Here is a 6,180-nt window from a genome sequence, read left to right as displayed (position 1 = left end):
AACCGTCTTCCGTGCCCTCAAGCGCTGGCGGGGAATTGCTACGCGCTATGCAAAGCTCACCGCTTCCTTCATCGCCGCCATTCATGTCAGGTGTTTGTTTCTCTACCTTCCAGTCCACGCTACCTAGGGCGGGCACGAGACACCTGCACGGGCGGGCATGAGACACCTGCTAGGGCGGGCATGAGGCACCTGCGCGGGCGGGCATGAGACACCTGCTAGGGCGGGCATGAGGCACCTGCGCGGGCGGGCATGAGACGCCTGCACGGGCGGGCACGAGACGCCTGCAAGCGGCAGCATGAGGCGACTGCAAAAACGGACGACCTTCCGGGCATAAAAAAGAGCAGGGCGTTTTGCCCTGCTCTTGTGCGCTTCTCCGTCCGCCGCGGCTCTTTATCCCCGCGTAAGCAACATCTCTACCTCTAGAACTTCTTTCAGGTTAAACTCCACCCAGCGGCGCCCGATTTCGCTCGGCGGGCTGTAGGAGCCGGTAACCGTTATCCCGGCGGCTTCCAGTTTCCCGCGGAAGTCATCAATGACATCGGGCCGATAATCCTCAACGTGCACCGTCCTGTCGGTTCCAAGGACATAGTCCTTGTCAAGGGTTCCTACGTCGCCCCTGCTGAACATGTAGTCCACCCACCCTTTCGGACCGCGAATCTTGTATTTTATAGCCTCGTGGAGGCTGCTCCTGCCGGCGTCCGCCGCCTGAGCCGCCGCGTCCGCGAACCCGTCGCAGGAATACAGCGCGAAACCCGCGCCCGCCAGCGCGAGAGCCGAGACAATGCCGAGCACTGCGTTTCTTGTTTTGTTCATTTGAGAACTCCTTATAGAACCGTTGTTACTGCCTCGTGCGCGCACGGCGCCGTGTGCATATAACGCTAAACACCGCGCCGGGGCGAATCGCTTCTGTCCCCGCCGCATTGTTCCATTATATGCCCGCGTCCGCAGCTAGTCAATACTTCAATTCCCGCGCACACGCGGGCATAAAAAAGAGCGGGGAAGCGTTTCCGCCTCCCCGCTCACGCGAGCGCCTCTCGTAAGGCTAGAACAGAGCCTCTCTCCTGCTCTAGACAGAGCCTCTGTCCCGCCTAGAACAGTGTCTCTGTCCTGCCCTAGACAGTGTCTCTGTCCCGCCCTAGACAGAGCCTCTCTCCCGCCTAGAACAGTGTCTCTCTCCTGCCCTAGACAGAGCCTCTGTTCTGCGTGTGCGTCATGACGCCGCCGAAAGCCGTCATAGGGAAAGCGGCAAACCCGCTTCCCCTTTGAGACGAGAAAGGGAACGGGCTTTGCCCGCTCCCTTTCTCTCCCGCTCGGTAAGACCGCCCGACGCTTGCCTGTGCGCTATACCTATAGGTAAAGCCTGTATGCCAAGCGAGTTTACCTATCTGCCGAGTTTCCTCAAGAAACTGCCGCACGCCGTAGCGTGCTACCGAGTTTGCTTTGCAAACTCGCAGCGTAAAGGTAAGGCGTAGAGAACCGTAGGGCGAAAGCCTATATGCCGAGTTCTTTCAAAGAACTCGGACGTTCCCTGTGCCACCCTATATGCAGAGTTTCCTCAAGAAACTCTGTCGTTGCCCGCACGGGCAACGCTCGTCACTCCGGCTGCCGAATTTTGTCTATGACGACGCTCGCTTCCTCGATGAATATGCCGGTGAAGCGCGCAATGCTGTCGGTAACGTATGCCTGCAGGCGGTGGATTTTGCCGGTGAGCTGCGTGCCGAACGGCACGTCTATGGTGATAGTCAGCCGGTAGCCCTCCGGCGTGGTTTTTACCGACACCTTCCTGACGGCTATCTGCGGGTCGAACTCGTTCGCGCAGTGCACCACCAGTTGCGTCAGCGCCGACTCCGAGATGCTCACGCGCCCGCGCCGCGAAAACTCCGGGCGGACGACCGCTTTCTCGAACAGCGCGTCCGACTTACGGGCAAAGCTGCGCGGGCTGAAAACCCGCACCGCGCCGGCGAAAATCCGCGGGTACTGCCGCTTCACCTCGAGCGCCGGAACCGGAATGACGTGCTTGCCTTCAACGGCGCGCGAGCGGACAGCCTGCTCGATTTCCTCGGTCGTCGCAATGTCCTCGATATGGGTAATGTTTTCGGGCGGCGGAAGCCGCAGCCGCGCCGCGATTTTCCCCACCATTTTCTCGGACGTCCCGAGCAGCAGGATTTTCTGGAACTTCAGCCTCTGCAGCGTCCGCACCACTTTGTCCCGCTCTCCCTTGTCGTCGAACAGCGCGGCGCGAACCGCCCCCATATACGTCTTTTCGCGCTTTGCCGAGTGCCCCGCGAGGATTTTGTCGTCCTGAATCAGCAGCCCGTCGTCGATAATCGCGGCTATATCGTATTTCTGGGCGAGCAGTTTGGCGCGGAAGCTCTTCCCCGTCCCGCTCTTGCCGACGAGCGCATAGGTCGAGACGCCTTTGATTTTCTGGAGTAGCGCGTTGATTTGCCACACGACTGCGCTCAAATATAGCGGGATATGTCGCCGCCGGGCAAGCAGCGCGCGAGGATTTCCCGGAATGGCGGCGGGAGCGGCGCGGCGACCCGTAGCGGGATTTCCAGCGGATTTCCGGCGGGGAAGCGCATTTCCCACGCGTGCAGAAAATGCGCCTGCGCATCGCGGATCGCCGTCCCGCCGTATGCGGTGTCGCCCAGAAGCGGGAACCCGTGCAGGCTCGCCTGCGCGCGAATCTGGTGTTTCCGTCCGGTGCCGATTCGGAACTCCACAAGCGAGACTGCCCGCCCGCGGTACGAGCCGTGCGCCCGCGGAATCGCCTCCGTGAGCGCGCTCTTGCCGCCCTCCGCGCCGACGCGCACGCGGCAAAAACGCCCGCCTGCCGCCGGAAGGCTCGATACAGCGTCCTGCCAGCACTCCGCCGCGCCGAGCGTGCCTTCGCTTATCGCAACGTAGCGCTTCTCGATTTCGCGTTCTCTGAGCATGCGGGAAAACTCCCGCGCCCCCTCGATGCTCAGCGAGCATGCCAGCACGCCGCTCGTCTTCCGGTCGAGCCGGTGGAGCGGCGCCGGCGCAAACGACAGCGACAATGACGCGGCGCATTCCGCCCTGAGGCACTCGGCGACAGTTATGCCGCCGGAACCTGCGCCGTGCACCGGCACGTCATACGGCTTATTGATGATTTTGGCAAAGCGGTTCTGAAACAGCGTCTCCCCAAGAGACGTGTATGCCGTGTTGCCTTTCGCGCCCGCTCTGGTTTCAGTGGCAACGTCCAGCAGGACGACGGGAACCCGAGTCGAGCGCACCGCGTATGCACTGGCGAGCGGCGCCGCGATTTCCAGCCTGTCCCCCGCCGTAACCTTGAAGCTCGGCTCGGTTTTCCTGCCGTTGACGGTGATAAGCCCTTTCCGCAGCGCGGCATACACGGCGGAGAGCGGGCACGCCGACAGCGCCTTTCGGACGACCCGGTCGGCGCGGCGCCCCTCGTCGTCGGGACCGGCTCGTTTTTCGACAAATGTCATGCGCCACTGTACCAGAAACGAAACGCGCGGGGCAAGCGTTTTCGGTTCCGCCGAACGACCGAGTCTCCCCAAAAAACTCGGTATAAAGGTCTGTATCAAAAACTTACGGCAGCAAGGCGAATAGCATAGAAACAAAGTCTATTTGCCGCACCAGACGCTGGCACGGAACGGGCGAAGCTTTTTTGTCCTGTTTGTATCGGCAACGAGCGTCTTCAATACGTCACCTGTGCGAAGCGAAGCGATCGTCGGAAGATGCGCCACTTCGGTGGCGCACCGCGCCGGTGGTTCGCAGGCTGTGACGCGCTCGCTGTCGGTCTTTGCTCTTTTAATCTCTTGGAGTTTAATTCCCCGCCCAATTAGGTAATGTGGACTGGAAGGTGGATTAAAGAAAAAATACCTGATATGAATAGCAACGACGAAGAAAACAGTAAGCTTTGCGCAGCGCACAGCGGTTCCCCGAATGCGTTTGACGCGAGCGCCGGATACCCGCGCGTATATGCCGTATCTATTCGCGGAGACGACGCACATATTTGAATGGACGCGCCGCCTATTTGAATATGCTTGGCATATATTCGCATAGGCGCAGCATATATTCGAACAGATGAGGCATATATTCAAATGTATGTGCTGCCTATTCGCACGGACGCGTCATACATTTGAATACGAGCGGCGTCCGTTCAAGGGCGCCGGCGTATGATTCTGCATAGGCGCAAGGCAGCAACGGCTGCGGAAACAGGCTATGCTGCCAGAGACGGCAATTTTCAGAACGGTTTTATATCCGAAGGGGCGAATGCCGCGACAGAAAGGTTCGTTCTGGTTAAAGACGCGGATTTTCTTGAAAAAAAATGAAGCCCCTCCCCGCACCGCCGGGCGGGGCGTCAAGAAGCGGAGGGTGCTTTCGACACGGAAGCGCGCATATATTCGCGCGGAACAGCGGCGCCGCTCGGCGAAGTCCCCGGCGCGCCCGCTGCGAACAGCGTTTAGGCGTTTTGCGAGCGGACGAAGCAGAACAAGAGCAACAACAGCGCGGTTACGCACAGCACGCATATCCCCCCGACGACGAAGGACATTTCATTCTTCTTCGGTTTTTCAGACACGGCGCGTTTGGCAGGTATTTTAGGCGGGGAAGCGGGGAGCGCCGCCCTCGGCGCAGCGTCGGGGAACGCGGCAAACGGCGAAAGCAACGCCTGCACCGCGCTTGTGCTGCCGAACTCCGAATCGCGCGCTTCCACCCGAAACACGTTGCGCTCGTCGACTGAAACGGCGAGCACAATATCGGGTTCGCCGCTGCGCTGCGGCGCGACGCGCTCAAGCAAAAGCGTGTCGATATACCGCGCCGCATTCATCGTCCCGTCTTCGGAACAGAATAGCTCGATATGTGCCACAGCCTGACCGTCTGACACCGTGGTAAGACACAGCATTTTTTTTGCCGGCACCCCCTCTTTCAGTACGGGATAAAATGTTCCGTCCGCCAGTTTGACGCCTATAACAGCCATAAGAACTCCTCACGCGCTAGTAGCGGCACTATAGTGCCAATAGACAAACCGTGTCAACCTTGGGCGCCGCGTGGTAAAGCCAGCCTTGTGTCAGCCGTTCGTCAAGCACGGAGCGTTTGCGCCCTTTCTTGCAGACTCTCGGCGGGATTCCTTCTCCGTCCTTCTGGTGTCAGTCACGTTGGTGTTACCTTCTCGGCAACCCCGCCCTTTCCGCCGCCGACCGCGACGACTTTGGACTGCCCCAGTTGGACACTGCTTACAGCCCCGTCCCGCCGCCCGGAAACCAAGCAACGGCGAAACACCGTCCGCTGGGGGACCACCTGCTGGAACTGGATATTGAAATCATCGGCGACATACTCCCCGACGCAAAAGCCAGCGACTACGGTTTCCGCGTGTACTGGGGCATACTGCCGCAGGGAGGCGCGAGCATCGAAGCCGCCACGGGACCGAAGCGGGAACTGATGAAAGCCCCCGCGGGCGGAGAGGAACTGCCCTTTTCCCGCTTTACCCGCAGGAAGCGCGAGGTTTTCGACTTTGCCGAATCAGACCGCGGCAAGACCGTCAGCTTTTGCATACGGCTGGAGAACGCGAAGGGGCAGGCGGGTCCCTGGGGGACGGTGTTCAGCACGATTATTCCGTGACGGCGGTTTACTGCCTCTCGGTTTGCCGCGGGGCATACGACGGCAGGGCACATATACGGAGGCGGCATATTGACGCAAGCTCGGCGGTGTTTGCTTTCAGGCAAACATTTGTTCAACCGACGAAAAGAGAAACTTAATTTAAGTGAGGAGGATTTATCGTTATGAAGTACCTAATACTCTCGGGGAATCCAAAAAAAGACGGACTTTGCCACTCGCTGACCGAGGAAGCAAAGCGCGGGGCTGCGGACGGCGGAGCCGAAACCGAAGTCATTACCCTTGAAAAGCTGGAACGCTGTCATGTGTGCGGCAACGGCTGGGGAACCTGCCGTGAAAAGCATACGTGCGCTTTCGGGAAAGACGGCTTTAACGAAGTTCAGGCAAAAGTGCGTTCCGCCGACGCCTTTTGTTTTATCACGCCGGTATATTGGGCTGAGACAGAGGAGTCGCTCAAATGCTTTTTTGACCGGTTTCGCCGCTGTGAAAACATGATGAACTCAAACGGCGCGCTTTCCGGCAAGCAAGTCTTGCTTATCGCCTCTCCGGGCGGCAGCGGTAACGGTATGCTCA

At 59.6% G+C, this 6,180-nt stretch carries 7 protein-coding genes and 1 pseudogene; 3 read left to right on the top strand and 5 right to left on the bottom strand.

The genetic code is table 11. The annotated features are described in order from the left end of the window. Window positions 1–127 (top strand): annotated as a pseudogene (locus AWU74_RS10175) (IS5/IS1182 family transposase); the annotation flags it as partial. Between the two features lie 263 nt (window positions 128–390). Here AWU74_RS10175 and AWU74_RS03480 read toward each other — a convergent pair. The 5 genes from AWU74_RS03480 to AWU74_RS03465 all read right to left on the bottom strand — a co-directional run bounded on the left by AWU74_RS03480 (window position 391) and on the right by AWU74_RS03465 (window position 4,972). Then, entirely contained in the window at window positions 391–813 is a 423-nt protein-coding gene (locus AWU74_RS03480) for a hypothetical protein (protein ID WP_062327636.1), read from the bottom strand. A gap of 780 nt (window positions 814–1,593) precedes the next feature. Continuing rightward, window positions 1,594–2,466, bottom strand: a complete 873-nt coding sequence (locus AWU74_RS03475) for an Asp23/Gls24 family envelope stress response protein (protein ID WP_062376611.1) — start codon at window positions 2,464–2,466, stop codon at window positions 1,594–1,596. Then, window positions 2,463–3,476, bottom strand: coding sequence for an RluA family pseudouridine synthase (locus AWU74_RS03470; RefSeq protein ID WP_187150815.1), 1,014 nt, complete (start codon window positions 3,474–3,476; stop codon window positions 2,463–2,465). The genes AWU74_RS03475 and AWU74_RS03470 overlap by 4 nt, the downstream gene beginning before the upstream one ends. 138 nt (window positions 3,477–3,614) lie before the next feature. Beyond that, on the bottom strand, window positions 3,615–4,004 hold the full coding sequence (locus tag AWU74_RS10170; protein WP_162504743.1) for a hypothetical protein: 390 nt from the start codon (window positions 4,002–4,004) through the stop codon (window positions 3,615–3,617). 452 nt (window positions 4,005–4,456) lie between these two features. Further along, a complete protein-coding gene (locus AWU74_RS03465) occupies window positions 4,457–4,972 on the bottom strand; it encodes an Hsp70 family protein (protein WP_062327631.1) in 516 nt (171 codons plus the stop codon). Window positions 4,973–5,100: 128 nt separating this feature from the next. On the opposite strand from AWU74_RS03465, the gene AWU74_RS03460 reads away from it, so the two are divergent. Both AWU74_RS03460 and AWU74_RS03455 read left to right on the top strand, forming a co-directional pair. Beyond that, window positions 5,101–5,613, top strand: a complete 513-nt coding sequence (locus AWU74_RS03460; protein ID WP_062327629.1) for a hypothetical protein — start codon at window positions 5,101–5,103, stop codon at window positions 5,611–5,613. Between the two features lie 161 nt (window positions 5,614–5,774). Beyond that, window positions 5,775–6,180 (top strand): flavodoxin family protein (locus AWU74_RS03455; RefSeq protein WP_062327626.1); only part of this gene is annotated, 406 nt, incomplete at its 3' end.

The sequence above is a fragment of the Treponema endosymbiont of Eucomonympha sp. genome, from assembly GCF_001028545.1.
The sequence above is the reverse complement of the archived record's forward strand: the minus strand, read 5'-3'. Positions and strand labels throughout refer to the sequence as shown.